General features: G+C 64.8%; 16 protein-coding genes. 12 read left to right on the top strand and 4 right to left on the bottom strand.

Annotation, left to right across the window (positions count from 1 at the left end):
* The first annotated feature begins 1 nt into the window (after nucleotide 1).
* Nucleotides 2-865: an archaetidylserine decarboxylase gene (gene asd / locus ACFQX9_RS13150; protein ID WP_377788832.1), complete on the top strand. Its 864-nt coding sequence runs from the start codon at nucleotides 2-4 to the stop codon at nucleotides 863-865.
* Nucleotides 866-932: 67 nt separating this feature from the next.
* On the top strand, nucleotides 933-1,499 hold the full coding sequence (locus ACFQX9_RS13145; protein WP_377789036.1) for an NUDIX hydrolase: 567 nt from the start codon (nucleotides 933-935) through the stop codon (nucleotides 1,497-1,499).
* Nucleotides 1,500-1,688: 189 nt separating this feature from the next.
* Here the strand turns inward: ACFQX9_RS13145 and ACFQX9_RS13140 are convergent, their stop codons facing one another.
* Nucleotides 1,689-3,044, bottom strand: a complete 1,356-nt coding sequence (locus ACFQX9_RS13140; RefSeq protein WP_085349141.1) for a FecR domain-containing protein — start codon at nucleotides 3,042-3,044, stop codon at nucleotides 1,689-1,691.
* A gap of 319 nt (nucleotides 3,045-3,363) precedes the next feature.
* The gene (locus ACFQX9_RS13135) at nucleotides 3,364-4,134 is read right to left on the bottom strand and encodes a DUF2147 domain-containing protein (RefSeq protein WP_377788831.1); all 771 of its coding nucleotides are present in this window, start codon (nucleotides 4,132-4,134) and stop codon (nucleotides 3,364-3,366) included.
* A gap of 193 nt (nucleotides 4,135-4,327) precedes the next feature.
* Here ACFQX9_RS13135 and ACFQX9_RS13130 point away from each other — a divergent pair, with 193 nt between their 5' ends.
* The 9 genes from ACFQX9_RS13130 (at nucleotide 4,328) to ACFQX9_RS13090 (ending at nucleotide 13,867) form a co-directional block, all read left to right on the top strand.
* On the top strand, nucleotides 4,328-5,176 hold the full coding sequence (locus ACFQX9_RS13130; protein WP_377788829.1) for a DUF2147 domain-containing protein: 849 nt from the start codon (nucleotides 4,328-4,330) through the stop codon (nucleotides 5,174-5,176).
* Nucleotides 5,177-5,482: 306 nt separating this feature from the next.
* Nucleotides 5,483-6,673, top strand: a complete 1,191-nt coding sequence (locus ACFQX9_RS13125) for an extensin family protein (RefSeq protein ID WP_377788827.1) — start codon at nucleotides 5,483-5,485, stop codon at nucleotides 6,671-6,673.
* Between the two features lie 320 nt (nucleotides 6,674-6,993).
* On the top strand, nucleotides 6,994-8,292 hold the full coding sequence (locus tag ACFQX9_RS13120) for a M20 family metallopeptidase (RefSeq protein ID WP_018454213.1): 1,299 nt from the start codon (nucleotides 6,994-6,996) through the stop codon (nucleotides 8,290-8,292).
* Nucleotides 8,289-9,128 (top strand): ABC transporter permease, encoded by an 840-nt coding sequence (locus ACFQX9_RS13115; protein WP_085361422.1) that lies wholly within the window; start codon nucleotides 8,289-8,291, stop codon nucleotides 9,126-9,128. Before ACFQX9_RS13120 ends, ACFQX9_RS13115 begins: the two co-directional genes overlap by 4 nt.
* 29 nt (nucleotides 9,129-9,157) lie before the next feature.
* Nucleotides 9,158-10,165, top strand: coding sequence for an ABC transporter substrate-binding protein (locus ACFQX9_RS13110; protein ID WP_377788824.1), 1,008 nt, complete (start codon nucleotides 9,158-9,160; stop codon nucleotides 10,163-10,165).
* A 62-nt stretch (nucleotides 10,166-10,227) separates the two neighbouring features.
* On the top strand, nucleotides 10,228-11,622 hold the full coding sequence (locus tag ACFQX9_RS13105) for an amidase family protein (protein ID WP_377788822.1): 1,395 nt from the start codon (nucleotides 10,228-10,230) through the stop codon (nucleotides 11,620-11,622).
* Between the two features lie 32 nt (nucleotides 11,623-11,654).
* Nucleotides 11,655-12,395 (top strand): Crp/Fnr family transcriptional regulator, encoded by a 741-nt coding sequence (locus tag ACFQX9_RS13100; protein ID WP_085349104.1) that lies wholly within the window; start codon nucleotides 11,655-11,657, stop codon nucleotides 12,393-12,395.
* A 271-nt stretch (nucleotides 12,396-12,666) separates the two neighbouring features.
* Nucleotides 12,667-12,855: a hypothetical protein gene (locus ACFQX9_RS13095; RefSeq protein ID WP_085385390.1), complete on the top strand. Its 189-nt coding sequence runs from the start codon at nucleotides 12,667-12,669 to the stop codon at nucleotides 12,853-12,855.
* Between the two features lie 226 nt (nucleotides 12,856-13,081).
* On the top strand, nucleotides 13,082-13,867 hold the full coding sequence (locus ACFQX9_RS13090; protein WP_035968996.1) for a potassium channel family protein: 786 nt from the start codon (nucleotides 13,082-13,084) through the stop codon (nucleotides 13,865-13,867).
* A gap of 130 nt (nucleotides 13,868-13,997) precedes the next feature.
* Here the strand turns inward: ACFQX9_RS13090 and ACFQX9_RS13085 are convergent, their stop codons facing one another.
* Together ACFQX9_RS13085 and ACFQX9_RS13080 are read right to left on the bottom strand one after the other, a co-directional pair.
* Nucleotides 13,998-14,351, bottom strand: a complete 354-nt coding sequence (locus tag ACFQX9_RS13085) for a DUF6665 family protein (protein ID WP_377788819.1) — start codon at nucleotides 14,349-14,351, stop codon at nucleotides 13,998-14,000.
* 53 nt (nucleotides 14,352-14,404) lie between these two features.
* Entirely contained in the window at nucleotides 14,405-15,040 is a 636-nt protein-coding gene (locus ACFQX9_RS13080; protein WP_377788817.1) for a TetR/AcrR family transcriptional regulator, read from the bottom strand.
* A gap of 193 nt (nucleotides 15,041-15,233) precedes the next feature.
* On the opposite strand from ACFQX9_RS13080, the gene ACFQX9_RS13075 reads away from it, so the two are divergent.
* Nucleotides 15,234-16,550, top strand: coding sequence for an efflux RND transporter periplasmic adaptor subunit (locus tag ACFQX9_RS13075; protein WP_377788815.1), 1,317 nt, complete (start codon nucleotides 15,234-15,236; stop codon nucleotides 16,548-16,550).
* The last annotated feature ends 12 nt before the right edge of the window (nucleotides 16,551-16,562 follow it).

Genomic DNA, 16,562 nt, shown 5'->3' with positions numbered 1-16,562 from the left:
CATGACAGTCAAAGCCCTCATCGCCTCTTTCACCCAGCAGGAAGACCTCAACTTCCTGTTGACCAACCGCATCCCGCGCGCCGCGTTGACCCGGTTCATGGGCTGGTTCTCCAAGATCGAGAACCCGCTGGTGCGGGACGGCTCCATCGCGCTGTGGAAGCTGTTCTCCGACCTCGATCTGTCGGAGGCACGCAAAACCCATTTCCGGAGCCTGCACGACTGCTTCACCCGGGAGCTCAAGCCGGGCCTGCGGCCCTTTGATCCGGACCCCTCCATTGTCGCGAGTCCGTCCGACGGCATCGTCGGCGCCCATGGCCGGATCGCCGATACCGAGCTGTTCCAGGTCAAGGGCGCGCCGTACTCGCTGCTCGATTTGCTCGGCGATTCCGTGCTGGTCGACCAGCACCGCAACGGGTCCTTCGTCACGCTGCGGCTGACCTCAAGCATGTATCACCGCTTCCACGCGCCTTATGACGCGCATATCGAGCGCGTCACGCTGATCCATGGCGACGTCTGGAACGTCAACCCCATCGCGCTGAAGCGGGTCGAGCGTCTGTTCTGCAAGAACGAGCGCGCGGTGATCCGCACGCATCTATCAACTGGCGAGGCCGTGACGCTGGTGCCGGTCGCCGCGATCCTGGTGGCAAGCATCCGCCTGCACTTCCTCGACATGGTGCTGAATGCGCAGACCAGGGGGCCCGTCAATTTTCCCTGCGACGTCAACGTGAGCAAGGGCGAGGAGCTCGGCTGGTTCGAGCACGGCTCGACCATCATCATTCTCGCGCCCGGCGATTTCACCTTCTGCGACGGCGTCGCCGAAGGCACGCGCATTCGCGCGGGTCAAGCGTTGCTGAGAAAAAACTAGCCTTCAATCTGCCGGGTCGGCCGCCTATATCGTTCGTGGGGACGTTTCTACGACGACGGATCGGATGATGACGCGGGCGCCGGTTATGGCGGCGGGTGGTATTGTGCTGCGGCGAGGTGCGCCGCCGCTGATTGCCGTCGTGCGCCAGCGCAAGCGCAACGAATGGGTTTTGCCCAAGGGCAAGCTCGACGACGGCGAGACGCCGAAGCAAGCTGCGCATCGCGAAGTGCGGGAAGAGACCGGCCACGACGTCGCCATCCACGAATTTTTGGGTACGCTCGTCTATCAGTCCGGTGGCCGCTCCAAGGTCGTGCATTTCTGGCGCATGGAGGCCGGGGGCGGTCCCGTCCGCAAGCTGATGAACGACATCAAGGCGGTCGACTGGCTGCCCCTGGAAGACGCGCTCGCGCGGCTGTCGCGCGAGTATGAGCGCGTGTTCCTGACCCAGGTTGGCCCGATCGCGCTCGCGGCTGCGGGGCTTGCATCTTCGCCTGCGCCCGAGCCGCCACCGCTGGCGACCGACGATGTCGATGCGGCTTTGCAGACACTGACACCGGCTGAAGCAGCCTCGGTGGGCGAGTTGCGGCACGGTCTGTTGCAGAAGATGAAAGCCTGGCTACGCGGAGAGGCGTGAGTTTTCTTCACCTCGCCCCGCGTTGACGGTGCACCCTCGCCCCTTGTGGGAGAGGGTGGCTCGCCGCGAAGCGGCGAGGCGGGTGAGGGGTCTCTCTCCACGCGTGAAGCTGTCGATGAGTTTTCGCCGATAGAACCCCTCATCCGGCGCTTCGCGCCACCTTCTCCCACAAGGGGAGAAGGAAGAAAGTCACCGCCGCTCCTTCTCCTTCGGAACTGGCGCTGGCCGTCGCGGCGCTGCGGGGCGTTGTGCGGCGGGGAGGCGCTGCTGGAATCCGCCCGGGCGTTGCAGGCCCGGCTGTTGAGCAGCGGGCGGCTGGCCGGGTTGCATGCCGGTGCGCGGCAGTTGCGGCTGCGGACCGGGCTGCTGTTGCGTTCCGCCCGGCTGCGGCGGCGCGACTCCGCCGGGCTGCGTCGGACTCTGTCCACCGCGTCGCGGCCGGGTTTGCGGGGTGCCGTCAGGCTGCGTGCCTTGACCGGCGCGCGGTGGGCCTGCCGGACGTCCCGCGCCTTGTTTCTGGCCTTGTTGCTGCTGACCCTGACCTACGCGCGGCGTACCGGGCTGCACGGCGCCACCTTGGCCCGGCGCTTGGCCCTGCCGCTGCGGCTGTTGCGGCTGTTGTCCTGGCGCCGTGTTCGGCCGCAATTGTTGCTGTTGCGGCGGCTGGAACGGCCGCGGAATGCGCGGGCTCGCGGTCGGATTGGCGCGGCGGAAGTCGCGCTGCTCGGTGACGATCTGCCGGCCCGTGGTTTGCGCCAGATGCACCTGGCTGACGAAGCCGCGGTCGCGCGCGATCTGCTGTGCGGGAATCGTGATCGGCACCGCGGCAAAGCGCATGACGCCGGCCGCGGCTGCGCCCGGCCGGATCGCAAAACCGCTCGCGCCTTGCGTCAGCGCGCCGAGCCGGGTCCCACTTGTGCGGTCGTCGACGTCGATGTGTCCGACCCGGCCATCGGCGTCGGGATAGAGCTTGATGTTGACGTTGTTGGTCTTGTTCGCGGCCGCGCCTTCCGGCACCTCGACCACGCCCGTGGTGCCGCGGATGCCGAGCGTGGCCGTCGGCGTCGTGATCTTCATGTCGCCGGTCTTTGCCACCGCCGCCGCGACGAAGGCGACCGTGCCCTTGCCGATGTCGAAGATGCCTGCGTTGTGCTTGCCGCCGTCCTCATAGACGTAAGTGTCGATGGTGATCTTCGTGCTGGCGGAGAGGTTGAACGTGGTCGCGTCGTCGAAGGTGATGCCGAGCGATGAGTTCGACGAAGTCTGCACGACGTCGTTGAGATAGATGTCGTCGCGCACGCGCAGCGGATAGGAATTTTTGTCGCGGATCACGGTCGCGATGCCCGTCACCGTCGCAACGTTGCCGATCGGCTCGACGGCAGCGGGCTGCGCCTCGGTCGCGGGAGCGGGTGAAGCCGATGGCGTCGGCGAAGGGGCGGGCGACGGTTGCGCTTCTGGCTGCGCCTGCGCAAGCTCGATCGCATCGAATCCGAACGCAACGCTCGCGCCGGCCGGCGGCGACGCCAGCAGCACAAGCGCGAACATGAAGCGGCGCCAGGCCACGGTAAGAGTCACGAAGAATCCCGGTGAGAGATCGACCGATATCAGCCGCGTACAGCTGAACGGCGGATGAATGTCTATCGCACGGAGGCGGTGAACGTTCAAACGGTACGCGATGCTAGCTTGCGGCCAAGCCTCTCCACCGTCATGGCCGGGCTTGCCCCGGCAATCCACGCCTTGAAGCGCGGGACTAAGAACGCGGATGCCCGGGCCTTCGCCTCGCCGAAGCGGCTTCGGCCGCGCAGGCGGGACAAGCCCGGGCATGACGAAGAATGTGCATGTGTTGGAGACGACGCCTGCGGCGTCAGCTCACGCGCTTCCAGGTCTGGCCGCCGCAGAACATGCCGCCGAAGGCGCAGCCCTGCACGCGCATTGCATTCGGGCCCTTTATCGCGATCGTCGAGTCGTAATTGCGGCCGGAGTCGGGATCGTGGATACGGCCGCTCCACTTCGCGCCGTCGGGCTTCATGTTGATCAGGATGCGCTCGTTGGTCTTTGCGGCGTAGCCGCAGAGATTGACGCCGCACTGTTCGACGCGGACATTGCCCTTGTTCTCTTCGGTGGCCCAGACGCCGATCGGTGTGTTGGCAACCGCGACAGGCACGGCGGGCACCGGGGCCGGAGCAACCGCGACCGGCGCGGGCGCAGGAGCGGGAGCCGCAACGGGCGCGGTCTGCGTCGTGGCGTCGTAACCGACGGACGGAACAGCGGCAACCGTCGTGCTCGGTGCCGCGATAGCCGGCGCTGCCGGCGCAGTCGCCTGCACCGGGGGCTGCTGCACGGGATGCTGCTGCACCGGAGCCGGCGCGGGCTGCGCGGTCGTGGCAGGAGCCGGCGTGGTGTCGACGTCATCATCTTTGGAGCCAAGACCCTTGAGGTTGATGTTGTTCAGCTTGATCGGCTTGTCCGAGAGGCCCGGCGCGACGATGGTCACGCAATTGAGCGAGGCGCAGTTGCGTGGCGTCTCGATGCGGATGTTCTGGCCTTCGATCTGGAACGAGATCGCATTGCCGGCATGCGCGGCGGCGGTGGACGCGAGGAAGAGGGCGGTGGCGGCGATGGTGAGCTTGTTCATGACAACCTCCGAAGATGTGTGGTCCCGATGGGACTGAAGTCGCGGGTGGATGAAGCGTGGTTCGACCCTACGCCGGGCTGGCCGGACGTTCTGTGATAGACGTCACAACGGCTCGCCGCGGCTGGGTGACGCAGCGCACATTCGGTCGCGATTCCATTTGCGTAACGTCGTCGCCACACAGAGGGAGGCGCCGATGATGCGGCTTGTGACTTCGCTTGGCACATTGATCGCGCTGCTGGCGATTGCGCCCGCAGCCGAGGCCGGGTCTTACGCGTTCTCGATTGGCGGTCATCGATTTCAGGTCGAGGCGCCCAGGAATTGCCGATCGGCTTCCTGTGTCTCGGTTTCCTCCCATCGCAGCTTTCGGCCTGACGTCGACACGACGCCAGCCCCTGCGCCGGTGCTTCCGCCGCCGCAGCCGCTCTATCCCGTGGCTCCGGTCAGGCCAGCGCAAGCGATTGCGGTCGCGCCTGCGACGGCGCAGACGGCTCCTATCCTTGCCTCAACGACCTCGCAGCCAATTGTCCTGCCGCAGGCGCCAAGCTCCAATCCGCCACGGGTGGAGCTACCGCAGACGGATCCGCCGAAGACCGTCGCGCTCGATCCGCCGCGCATGGAGGCACTCGTCGTCGCGCCAAGGCCGCAGCTCGAGCAGGCCGTGACGAGCCCTGAGCGCGGCGACGACGAACTCTCCTATTTGCCGCTCGGCGAATGGGAGAGCGCAGGCGCCAAGGGCACGGTCCGCATCGAACGCTGCGGTCCTGCACTGTGCGGCTTCGCGCTGACTGAAGCATCGACCAGGGGCGAGAGCGTGCTCGTCAACATGAAGCCGAAAACGCACGACGTCTGGACCGGCAACATCTACAGCCGCTCCAGCGGCAGTACCTATTATGCGAGGATGACGCTGAAGAGCTCCGGCAAGCTTCACGTCGAAGCCTGCGCACTGGGCCATTTCTGGTGTTCCGGCAACGACTGGACGCGAGCCGAAGAGCGGCCGGAGAAGCTGATCACGACGTCGCGGCAGTGGAGCGCGCGGTCGTAAGGGAAGCGTTCGATACCTCCGGCTGAAGCCGCTAGATCATGCCTAGCACGATGGCACCGACAAAGGCCATGGCGAGGTACGCGGTGATAACGCTCAGTCTCCCGGCGAACGTCATGAGGTCGCTCCCGCTGTCGCGCCGCCTTGCGCGAGAGGATCATGGTTAACAGAGAGTCTCTTTTCGAAAAAGTCAGCCTTGCTGTCGCTCGTTCACCGGCAGCGCTCCTGCTGGCGCCGGCCGACATGGTTAAAGAACACTGAAATCAACACGTTGAAGAGTCTTTAAGTAAATTCACCGAACGTGCGTGCATGACGCGCGGAGTTCGTTTGTATCTCGTCGGCTCCATCGTCCTTGTTTCGTTAGCGGGTTGCGGACGCGGCGTCTTCCAGGCCGAACGTGAACCGTGGCGGGCCGAGGCCGAAGCCGCATGCCTGAAATCAGGCGCGGTGAAAGAAGGGCCGGATCTCGTCCGCATCGACCCGATTTCCGGGCCGGGCATGTGCGGCGCGGAGTTTCCGCTCAAGGTCGCCGCCCTCGGCGAAGCCTCGAGCAGCTACGGCTTCGCCGATGAGGAATTGCGTCCGCCCGGGAGCATCGGCAACCAGCCGCGCTGGCCGGTGACGCAGCCCCGATCGAATTACCCGCAAAGCCAGAACTATCCGCAACGCTCGAACTATCCCGAGAGCGCGGTGCGGCAGCCTTCCGGCTATGGCGCTTCGCCTGGCCCGATGCCGTTGAATGCGCCCGGCGTGGCGCAGCAGGAGGACGAGATCGATTTGCCGCCCGAGGGCACCGATGCCGCGGGCGCGTCGCGCTACATGAATGCGCCGAGCTATCCAGCGCGGCCGGCGCCGTACTCGCAGGCGCCCGCGCAGCAACCGCTGCCGCGTCTTGGTCCGGCACGGGGCGATCCCGTCACCGCCGTCGGCCCTGTTGCGATCAAGCCGGTTGCCACGCTGGCCTGTCCGATCGTATCCGAGCTCGACCGCTGGCTCGCCGACACCGTGCAGCCCTCGGCGATGCGTTGGTTCGGCACCCGCGTCGCGGAGATCAAGCAGATCTCCGCCTATTCCTGCCGCGGCATGAACGGCAATTCGCATGCCCATATTTCCGAGCACGCCTTCGGCAATGCGCTCGACATCGCCGCCTTCGTGCTCGCCGACGGCCGCCGCGTCACCGTGAAGGATGGCTGGCGCGGCATGCCGGAAGAGCAGGGATTCCTGCGCGACGTGCAGTCGGGCGCGTGCGTGCATTTCACCACGGTGCTGGCGCCGGGCTCGAACGTCTATCATTACGATCACATCCACGTCGATCTGATGCGCCGCGCCAGCCGCCGGCTGATCTGCCAGCCCGCCGCCGTCTCCGGCGAAGAGGTCGCCGGGCGCGCGGGCGGGCACAATCCCTATGCGAATGCACGCGATCCCTCCGTGACCGGCTCGCTGGGTACGCGCAAGAGCATGGCGCGAAAGCACGAAGAGGACGAGTACGCCGATGATTGAGGATTGCGCGTGGCCCGTAGCCTGGATTACGGGCGGCGCAATCCAGGCAAGGCGTTCCCGCATTCCGCTTCGCTCCATGCGGGCTACGACCCCATGCCGGCCCGCCTCGCGCTGAGCCCTGCCTGTTCAGGCGACGCCGCGTCTTTGGCAGAGCGCATCTCGGGCGCAAAAATTTGCGCACGCGCAAATCTTGCCTAAGCCATTGAAATCATCAATACAATCCTGCCGTGACGGGCTTTTCCCGCAGTTGGCACGGTCGCTGCAATGAGGAGGCCGCCACGAAGCGGCGCTGCCGGCGCCGTGAGCCAGCGGATCCCGTCATGCAGATGCCTGTCAGCCCTCCTTATTCGGATCTCGAACAGCGCGTGCTGTCGCGCATCACGGAGGAGCGCTGGCTTGAACTGGCATCCGAGCTGATCCGCACCGGTCAGCCCCGTTCCGGCAATCCGCTGGATCCCGATTTGCCGCCCGCCGAGGAAGAGGCGATCTCGATGCTGGTCGCGGGCAAGCTCGAAGCGCTTGGCATGGAGGTCACCAAGCACAGCGCGCAGCCGCACCGGCCGAACGTGCTGGGCGTGCTCAAGGGACGGGACGGCGCCCCCTCGCTCATTCTCAACGACCATCTCGACACCTATCCGGCCGTCGAGCCCGAGAAATGGCACATGACGGATTTCGATCCGTTCAAGGCGACGCGCCACGGCGATCTGCTCTATGCGCGCGGCACGTCCGACACGCGCGGAAACCTGGCGGCATCCTTGCTCGCCGTGCAGGCGCTGACCGAAGCGGGCGTGAAGTTCGATGGCACCTTGATGTGCTGCTACACCGTCGATGAGGAGCGGAACGGCACCGAAGGCTCCATCTACATGCTCAACAAGATTGGCCTGACCGCCGACTACGAGATCACCGCCGAGCCGACCGCCTGGGGCGACGTCAACACGGACTGGGGCATGAACCTGTCGGTGGCCAATTCCGGCCACTGCCTGATCGAGCTCACCGTTCACGGCATCAAGTCGCACATCTGGCGACCGGACATCAGCGTCAACGCCATCATGGAAGCGGCAAAGCTGTTGCCGAGGTTGAAGGACATGGCGTTCACCCATGTCCCCAGCAAGTTCATGGGGCATACGCCGCCCTGCTGCGCCGTGGTGCGGATTCGGTCCGGCCTGCCCGGCGAGATGCAGTTCTCTCCGGATGCCTGCACCATCACGCTCGCCGTGGTCGGCATCGTGCCGGGCATGACGCTATCGAGCGTGATTGCGGACATCGAGCGTCTCGGACGGGACACTTTTGCGGGCGTGAACGACGTCAAGGTCGAGGTGCGCCAGGTGCCGGGCTCGCTGTTCGTCAACGCGACCGAACCGGTGCCGGTCGAGGAGGAGCCCTGCCGCTCCTTGCGCGCGGTTTACCGGCGTCTGATGGGCCGCGAGCCCGGGGTCAACCGCAAGAATGCCTTCAACGACACGATCCGCTTCCGCGAAGCCGGAATCAATGCGGTGACGTTCGGTCCCGGAGAAGACGGTTGGGCCGTCGACAACGAGAACATCTCGATCACCAAGTCGGTGATGGCGACGCGGATCTACGCGCTGACCATCATGCAGATCCTGGGAGTGCGGACATGAGCGTCGAGGCGACCCACATGACGATTCCAATCTCGCCGGATCGCACCCGACGCGGCAGCTTCCGGCTGCGGCTTCCGAAGGTCTCGCGATCGGTGCTGCTCTCGACGCTGACCGTGGCCGTGCTGCTGGCCGGCTGGGCCATCGTCACGGAGATGGGCTGGGCCAACGAGCTGTTCCTGCCGAAGCCGCAGGCGGTCTGGGCCGCGTTCGTCAAGACGATGACGAAGGGATATCAGGGCGCGACCCTGCTTCAGCATCTCGGCGCAAGCCTCTATCGCATCCTCACGGCCTTCACGCTGGCCTGCCTGATCGGCATCCCGCTCGGCGTCCTCATGGGCGTGTCGCGCAACGCGCGCGCGCTGCTCAATCCGCTGATCGAGTTCTACCGGCCACTGCCGCCGCTCGGACTTTATACGCTGCTGGTGATGTGGCTCGGCATCGGTGAGAGCTCGAAGCTGTCGCTGCTGTTTCTTGCCGGCTTGCCGGGCATCGTCATCTCGACCATCCAGGCCGTCACCAGCGTGGACCCGGTCTATGTGCGCGCCGCCCAGTCGCTCGGCGCGACCCGGCGCCATTTGCTGTTTCACGTCTATTTGCCGGCGGCGGGACCGCTGATTCTGGCCGGCATGCGCATCTCGCTTGGATTCACCTACACCGTTCTCGTCGCCGCCGAAATCGTCGCGGCCTCCGCCGGCATCGGCTGGATGATCTGGGACGCGGCAAAATTCCTGCTCTCCGACGTCGTGATCATGGGGCTGATCGTCCTCGGTCTCACCGGCGTCGTGCTCGACCTCTTTATGCGCGGCATCGCGAAACTGTTGATGCCGTGGGCCTGAATCCAATTCTGATCGTAGGGGAGACCTCCATGAAGAGACTGATTGCGACGCTCGCGGTAACCACGTTGGCGCTCACGGCCGCAGTCCGCGCCGAGGACAAGCCGGCGAAGGTGACCGTCGGCTATCTGAACCTGGTGAATGCGCAACTGGTCACCAAGCATCTTGGCCTGCTCGCCAAGGAGATGCCGGGCGTCGACATCAAATACGTCAAGATCGGCGGCGGCGGCGACATGCTGCGCGCGATCGCCGGCAGCGACGTCGACTTCGGCGGCCTCGGCAACCCGCCGACCGCGATCGGCGCGACGCGCTCCCTGCCGATCAAGGGCATCCTGGTGATCAACATGCTCGACTACGTCGAGTCGATGGTGGTCCGCGCCGACAAGAACATCACCTCGCTCAAGGACCTCAAGGGCAAGACGGTGGCGGCGCCGTTCGGCTCCACGACGCACTACCTCCTGCTCCAGGCGCTCAAGGAGGAGGGTGTCGATCCCGCCTCGATGAAGATTCTGGACCTCGCGCCGTCGGACATCGCGGCGGCCTGGCTTCGCGGCGACATCGACGCGGCCTGGTTCTGGGAGCCGAATCTCGGCAAGGCCGTGAAGAACGGCGGCAAGATCCTCGTCACCTCGGGCGAGATGGCCAAGCGCGGCTACCCGACCTGGGACATCGGCGTCGTCATGAATGCGTTCGCGGAGAAGTATCCGTCCTACGTCGACAAGTTCATCAAGGCCGAATGCGAAGGCATCGATTTCTGGCTGAAGAACCCGGAGAAGACCGCGGAGATCATCGCGGAAGAGCTTTCGCTGCCCATCGAGGATGCGCAGCGAATGATGAAGGGCACCGGGATGATCCCCTGCAACAAGCAGCTCACGGAGGAGTATCTCGGCACGTCCGCGAAAAAGGGCAAGTTCGTCGACACGCTGATCTCGACCGCCGATTTCCTGGTGAAGCAGGAGCGCTTGCCGAAGCTGCTGCCGCGCGCCGACTTCGAAGCCTTCATCCAGCCCGCCTATCTGGAGAAGGTGATCGGCCGCTAGGATCGGTGCCGGCGGGCTTGTCCCGCCGGCGCATTGCCAATCCCCGCACGTACGTGACCGACATGAATATCGCACCTCGCCACCTCCGCGCCGCCTATCGCCGCGGTGAGCTCAAGCCGTCCGATGTCGCCGCGCATGTGCTTTCGCGCCTTGACGACGCCGACCAGAGCGGCGTTTGGATCTCGACGGCAAATCCCGAAAGCGTCATGGCAAGGGCGTGCGCGCTCGATGCCCGCATTGGCGAGATCGGCGAGCTGCCGCTCTACGGCCTCGTGTTCTCGGTCAAGGACTGTATCGACGTGGCCGGCGAGCGGACCACCTCGGCCTGCCCGGAATTCGCCTACACCGCGAAAGACACGAGCCCGGTTGTTGCCGACGCCATCGCCGCCGGCGCGATCTATCTCGGCAAAACCAATATGGATCAGTTCGCGACCGGCCTCGTCGGCGTGCGCTCGCCCTATGGCATCGCCCGCAACCCGCACAACCCCGACTACATCCCCGGCGGCTCCAGCTCGGGCGCAGCGGTATCGGTCGCGACGGGCACCTCGTCCTTTGCGTTCGGCACCGATACCGGCGGATCGGGCAGGGTGCCGGCGTCCTATTGTGGCGTGACCGGCTTCAAGCCGGCGCCCGGCGCCTTCAGTCAGCGCGGCATGGTCTACGCGTGCCGTAGTTTCGATACCATCTCGCTCTACACGCGCGATCCCCGCGATGGCCACGAGATCTATCGCGTGTTGGCGCGGCGCGACGTCGAGGACTGTTTTTCACCGGTGGATTCCGCCGGATGGACGGAGCAGGCATCTCCGGCGCGGCCGCTCAACATCGCAACGCCGCGTCCGGATCAGCTCAGGTTCTTCGGCAATGCGGAGACGGAGGCGCTGTTCGGCGATGGACTCCGCAAGCTGCGGCAGCTCGATCTGTCGGTCGCATTGGTCGATTTCGCGCCGTTCATTTCGGTCAACGATTTGATGTTTTTCGGACCTTTCCTCGCCGAGCGGGACGTCTCGGTCGGCGCATTCCTCGACGCCAACCCGGAGGCGGGCGTGAAGATCGTGCGCGACCTCGTCATCGGCAGCCGCAAGTTCACGGCGGCCGACGCCTATCGTGCGCTCTACAAGGTCAAGGAGGTCCAGCGGTCGCTGCGCGATTTCTGGCAAGTTCATGATGCGCTGGTCGTGCCGACGGTCGGCACCGTGCTGAGCATCGACGACGTCGCGCGCGATCCGCTGACGGCCAACTTCAACAACGGCTATTACACCAACTACGCCAACCCGCTTGGGCTGGCCGCCATCGCCGTTCCGAACGCCGTCACCGCAGCCGGCGTGCCCTATGGCATCACGTTCCTGGCGCCGGCCGGCCGGGAGCGCCTGCTCACCGATCTGGCTTGCGCTTTCATGGGGGCTTCGGCCGAGCCAGAACATCTGCGCCGCGTTGCAATCCGAGCGGAGACCTCCTAGCCTTCGAGCCGTCACTCGAAGGGAGACCGATCGTGGGGCGCAGCGATGCGCATGAGGTGGCCGATCCAGCTGAGCCGCGCGCCGACCTGCCACGGCCCGGGACCGGACGTTATGTGCTGAAGGCATTGGACAAGCCCGATCTGGAGCTGGTGATGCGAACCGGCAGGCTCGCGACCTACCAGAACCGCGAATATCTGCTGCGGGAGGGCGAGCCCGCAAACGGCATCCACATCATCCTGAACGGGATCGTCGAAAGCACCCATGCCGGCACGCAGGGGCGCGAACTGATGCTGTCGACCTGGGAGGCCGGCGACTTCGTCGGCGCGCCCTATATCCTCGGCGATCACCGCCACAGCTGGTCGGCCCGCGCGCTCGGGCGCGTCGAAGCACTGCATCTCGACCAGGATGCGGTCCGCCGGTTGATCGCGCAGTCGCCGCCGTTCGCAGTCGCGCTGATCGAGTGCCTCGGCTTCAAGGGCGAGACCTATTCGATGCTGGCGCAGACGCTGGCCGGGCAGAAGGCGGCGGAACGGTTGGTGCTGCTGCTGGTCAAGCTGTGCGAGAACGCGGCCCAGGACGAGAGCGGCCCGATATCGCTCGGCCGCATCACGCAGGCCAATCTCGCGCGCATGATCGGCGCGACGCGCCAGTCGATCAGCCTGATCCTCAGCCGCCTCCAGGACGACGGCATCATCTGGACCGGCCCGACCAAGATGGTCGTCAACGATCTCGCCGCGCTCCGCAAGCAGGTAGCAGTAGGCGTGGACCAGTAGGGTCAGCTTACCGACGCAACGGAAGTCTCCGCCTTGAGCATGATGGGCGCTTGTGACCGGAGCGCACATGCTGCTTGTAATCTTCGATAGTCCTTTAGCGCACAGGGACTGCGCGGCTCGTCTGACATCAGCTTTGGGCCAGCAAACGCACTAGCTTCAACCGAACTGGAACAATCTCCAAGCGATCCGGTTGAAGTTTGTTATGGCCAATCTGGGACAGGCACGGATTAGTCCTGGAGAAGCGTGTTGTTTATCAGGAAAGGTGCTTCACATGGATGACGAACGAAAATCGTCAAAAGCTGGGGAACGCGCCGCTGAAGGCCTGCGCGAGGCGGCTGCTAAGGACGAAGCGAAAAACGAGAGCAAGACGGGACACGATTTAGCGAAGGGCGCTGACCGCTTCGAAGAACGCTCCAAAAGCTCGGATGGAAGAAGCGCGGAAGAGAAACAAAAAGGGTGAATGTCTACAGCAGATCCGGCGCTGCGTTTCAGTGGAAGAAAGCAGGCGAACTTGGAGCCGATAGCATCGAGGTTGTGCCGACGACAATCCATCCCGGTAACAGCCACCTGACGCTTGTGCTGCGGACTGTCACGGAAGCGTCGACTAGCTCGAACTCGTCGCACTGACTTAGATCTCCCAGGGCGCGAGGTTGTCCCAGCTGCTATCATCTGTGCAAACTGCGAGCATGGCAGCTGTGAACCACACCTCCCTGAGAAGCCGCGTCCGTCGCCTCTACGAGGGTACAACGCCCAGCGCCGTTGGTTTCCGCTATGCTTTGCTCGCGTTTGATGTTGTGACCATACTGTTCATCATCGGGACGTCGTTCCTGCACCCCAGTGAGATCATCGAAACCTTCGACCTGCTATTCGGCGCAATGATATTGGCCGATTTTTCAGCACGGCTACTCGCCGACCGGCATCCGCTTCGAAAGTTCGGCCGCCTCTCGACATGGGCTGACATGGTCGCCATCGTTTCATTCCTGGCGCCCCTCGCTGGCGAGGCTGGCGGCTTTCTGCGGATTTTGCGGACACTGGGACTGCTTCGTGACTACCAGATGCTCGCCAGGTTGCGCATGGATTCCTCATTCTTCCGTCGCAACGAGGAGGTCATCTTTGCCGTCACCAATCTTGCGGTTTTCATATTTGTCATGACGGGGATAGTCTACGAGACCCAGAAGTTTCGTAACGATCAGATTCGGAATTATGCTGACGCGCTGTATTTCACTGTGACCGCGCTGACGACGACTGGCTTTGGCGATATCACCCTGCCAGGCACAATAGGTCGTTTGATAACCGTCGTGATCATGATTTTCGGCGTAACCCTGTTCTTCAATCTTGCGCGCGCATTGTTGAGTCCGAACAAGGTCAGATTTCCTTGCCCAACTTGCGGACTGCAGCGGCATGAGAGCGATGCCGTGCATTGCAAAGCATGCGGCGCTGTTCTCAATATTCCCGATGAAGGTTTGGCGTAGCTGTTGCTACCTCGGCGATCGAAACGTATTGCCATCATCAGAATCTGTGCCCAAGCGGCCATTCGACCATGGCCTCTTTCTAGGCGCTCGCAGCCATCGCAATCGTTGCCGTGGTAACGGCCGGCCTTGTCTAGCGCCCCGTAGAAATCATTTCAGGCTTCGACGCTGCCGGCACCAGCCCCATGCAGCACTGCACCTCGGCCGGGACATTGTAGGTCCGCATGATGTGGCGGCTGTCGCGCAAGCCGGATGCCTCACGCTGCACCACCAACATCCAGAGCGCGTGGCCGGCTTCCATCACCAGCTTGCGTCGGGCCGGCTGCATCGCGGCCGGCACCTCGGGGAGGGCATGGGCGGCGTCGAACTCGCGCAGGCGCGCCAGCGCCTGTTCGAGCGTGCGGCCCATCCGTCCGAGTGCGGAGGCCTGTTCCTGGACAATCTCGTAATGGAGGATATCGACGGGCGGGCGGAGATCACGGGACATGAGCCCGAATATAATGCCGCCGGAGCGGCCTGCAACGCAGGCCCGCCTTGCCGCTACTTCGCCCCGTACGCCGCGAGGAACATCCGCGTCGCGCTGTCGACGACTTCGCTCATGCGCTCTTCCGACGGTGCGGGCGCGGCCTGGAAGACGAAGGGCAGGAACAGCGAGGCCTTGCACAGTTCCATGAATTGCGACGCCGCCAGATCGCAATCGTCGATATCGAGATCGCCGGCGGCGGCCTGGGCTTTGAGATAGTCGGAGAGGCGGTTGATCGACTTGTCCAGCACCCGCGCATAGTAGCGGCGGCCGAGATCGGGCATGCGCTCGGCGATCGCCATCACGGTGCGGATCGCCGATCCGCCGCCGGGCCGGCACAGCAGACGGTTGTAGGCCCGGCCGAAATCCTTCAGCGTGGTTTCAACATCGCGTGCCGGATCGAAATTGAACGCGACCTGCCCGTGCTGGAGCGCCTCCTGCTCGAGGATGGCTTCGAACAGCGCGCATTTGTCGGCGAAGTAGACGTAAAGCGTGCCCTTGGAGACCTGCGCAGCGCGGGCGATCTCGCCCATGCTGGCACCGTCAAACCCGAGATCCATGAACACCTTGCGGGCCCCGTCCAGGATCTGGCGGCGTTTGGAGCTGTCCTCCTCCTGGACGACGTGGAGATGTTCGCGGCCGGGTACAACCATTGGTTCAGGGTCTCGGAAAGTTTTTGCATCGGTCCAGGGTGATGAAACCGAAATAAAGGATTCGGGCCGGTAGGGTCCGTTCGGGTATTATCTATATTGACCGAACCGTTCGGTCAATGATATTTGGGATGGGTGAGAGGGAACCGGCCGTAGGGCGGGTTGTCCCTCATCGCGCTTTTTTGGGGAGGCCTCCATGGCCGTAGTGAGAGACCAGGCTGCGCGCGTCCTTCGCCCGGACGCCGTGGAGACGCCGGCGCCCGCGGGTGGTGACGCTGCCACCGAGACGTCTGTGGCTCTCGCCGAGCAGTTGCGCTCTCATGTGGCCGAGGAAACCAAGCGCCGTCCCAGCGAGGCGCCGGAGAAGCCCGTGACCGACAAGCCGGCCGCAGCCCCAGACGCGCCCGCCGCCGGCGCGCCGAAGTCCGGCAAGCGCAAATTCGTGATGATGGGAGTAGGGCTCGTGCTGGCGCTCGCGGCGGCGAGCTATGCCGGCTATTACACGCTGGTCGGCCGCTTCTACGTTGCGACCGACGACGCCTATGTCCGCGCCAACAACACCATGCTGGGCGCGCGTGTTGCCGGCCACGTCTCCTCGATCCTCGCCGGCGACAACACGACGGTGCGCGCCGGCGACATCGTCTTCCGCATCGACGACGGCGACTACAAGATCGCGGTCGACGCCGCCGCGACCAGGATCGCGACCCAGCAGGCCACCATCGATCGCATCGGCCGCCAGGTCGCGGCGCTCGACAGCCAGGTCGCGCAGGCCAGGGCGCAGCTCGTCTCCGCTGAAGCCGGCCTCAAGCGCGCCGACCTCGATTATGAGCGCCAGCAGGCGCTGAGCAACAAGGGTTTTGCCTCGCGCGCCACCTTCGAGAGCTCCGAAGCCGGACGCGACCAGGGCGCTGCCGCGGTCAAGGCCGCGCAAGCCGCTTACGACGTCGCGCTCAGCAATGTCGACGTCGCCAAGGCGCAGCAGGCCGAAGCGCAGGCGCAGCTCGCCGAGCTCAAGACCACGCTGGCCAAGGCCGAGCGCGATCTCGCCTTCACCGCGGTGCGCGCGCCGGTCGACGGCACGTTCTCGAACCGCCTCGTCAGTGCCGGCGATTTCGTCGCGGTGGGCCAGCGGCTCGGCAACGTCGTGCCGCTCGATAACGTCTATATCGACGCCAATTTCAAGGAGACCCAGCTCAAGCGCATCCGCCCCGGCCAGCCTGTGACGATCAAGGTCGATGCCTACGGCATGCGCAAGTTCTCCGGTGTCGTCGACAGCATCGCAGCGGGCGCGGGCTCGGTGTTCACGCTGCTGCCGCCTGACAATGCCACCGGCAACTTCACCAAGATCGTGCAGCGCGTGCCGGTCCGCATCCGCGTGCCGAAGTCGGTCGCGAAGCAAAACCTGCTCCGCGCCGGCATGTCGGTCACTGCAACGGTCGACACCAACAAGGGCGCGGCCGACGCCGACAGCGAGGTCGATCTCGACGACGCCACCATGATCCATCCGCAGTAGCGCGCCTGCGCC

The organism is Bradyrhizobium sp. GCM10028915 (assembly GCF_042666195.1).
In the GTDB taxonomy this organism is placed as follows: Bacteria; Pseudomonadota; Alphaproteobacteria; order Rhizobiales; family Xanthobacteraceae; genus Bradyrhizobium; species Bradyrhizobium canariense_D.
This window is presented reverse-complemented; position numbering and strand designations above follow the sequence as displayed.